The organism is Streptomyces sp. NPDC055099, from assembly GCF_053607685.1.
In genome coordinates this window covers 1-1,420 of sequence record NZ_JBSGUA010000081.1, presented here as the reverse complement: position 1 = coordinate 1,420, position 1,420 = coordinate 1, and the positions used below count along the sequence as shown (strand labels likewise).

Sequence of the window (1,420 nt, the reverse complement as noted above, 5' to 3'; positions counted from 1 at the left end):
CTAGTAGGACTCCGTTAGGTTGGTGCTGATCTGCGCTTTCTGGGCAGGGGTTGTTGGCAGGTGGTGCAGATGCCGGTCCAGCACCTCAGGATGTCCTGGAGCATGTCGAGGACCTGGTAGAGGGTCAGGCCGGTGCGGGTGCTTTTGGGGCCAGACGCTGTTCTGTCAGGAAGGCGTGGGCGGCGGTGGCGAGGGTGACGTGGTGGTGCCAGCCGGTCCAGGAGCGGCCTTCGAAGTGGTCCAGGCCCAGGCCGTGTTTGAGTTCGCGGTAGTCGTGTTCGATGCGCCAGCGGATCTTCGCCAGCCGGATGAGGTCGGCGATCGTGGTGTTGGCGGGCAGGTCGGACAGCCAGTAGCGGGTGGGGGTGTCCTCGCCGTCGGGCCATTCGGCCAGCAGCTGCACCCGGGGCAGGACGCCGTCCCACCGGCCGTGCTCGGCGACCGCTGCCGATCGGGCTATCTGGCACGGACGCACTCCGGCCGGCCGGACCGGCAGCGCGAGGAAGCGGGAGGTCAGAGGGCCGCGCGAGCCTTCCCGCCAGGTCACCGTCCGGAAAGCGTCCGGGCCGGCGGCCGAGGTCAGATCCGCCACCGTCACCGGTGGCCGGCGGTAGCGGGATTGCGGTGGGCGTCCGGTGCCGGACCAGGCCGGTATCGCGGGGATGGCCGCGCCCGGGTGGACGGTCAGGTCGCCGCGGATACCGACCACGTAGGGGTGTCCCCGCTCGGTCAGGGCGGCCCGGAAGTCCGCGTTCTGGCCATAGCCGGCATCGGCCACCACCAACGGCGGCGACAGCTGCCATGCGGCCAGTTCGTCGAGGCAGTCCAGGGCCAGCCGCCACTTCTCCCGGTGCCCGGCGTCCTCGGGCACCCGGGCCCGGGCGCGCCGGTCGCTGTCTTCCTCCCATTCCCGGGGCAGGAACAGGCGCCAGTCGAGCGGGCAAGAGGCCCGATCGGAGACCGCGTGCACACTCACCGCGACCTGGCAGTTGGCCTGCTTGCCCAGTGCTCCGCAGTACTGGGCAGCGACCCCGACCGACATGTTCCCGTCCTTGGGGAAGGACACGTCGTCGATCACCCAGGCATCCGGACCGATCTGCGGCACCAGCCGCTCGGCGATCCGCCGGCGCACCGGCACCGGGTCCCAGGTGGACTGGTTGACGAACTGCTGCAGGTTCTGCTCGTTGCCGTCCGGCAGCCGCGCGGCCATGGCCTGGACCGACTTACGGCGGCCGTCCATCATCAGGCCCCGCAGATAGCAGTCGCCCTTGGCCCGCTGGTCCCTGCGCGGCACCGACGCAAACACGTCCGCCACGAACAGTGCCAACACCGCCCGCATACGCTCCACTTCGTGCACGTCCACGCTCCTCAACATGCTCTTGATCAGCGCAAACGGGAAGACCTAACGGAGTCCTACTAG

1 protein-coding gene is annotated in these 1,420 nt (G+C 69.7%); it reads right to left on the bottom strand.

Annotated features, from left to right (window positions below):
- Nucleotides 1-124 precede the first annotated feature (124 nt).
- The gene (locus ACWFRU_RS42445) at nucleotides 125-1,363 is read right to left on the bottom strand and encodes an IS701 family transposase (RefSeq protein ID WP_453694212.1); all 1,239 of its coding nucleotides are present in this window, start codon (nucleotides 1,361-1,363) and stop codon (nucleotides 125-127) included.
- Between the last annotated feature and the right edge of the window lie 57 nt (nucleotides 1,364-1,420).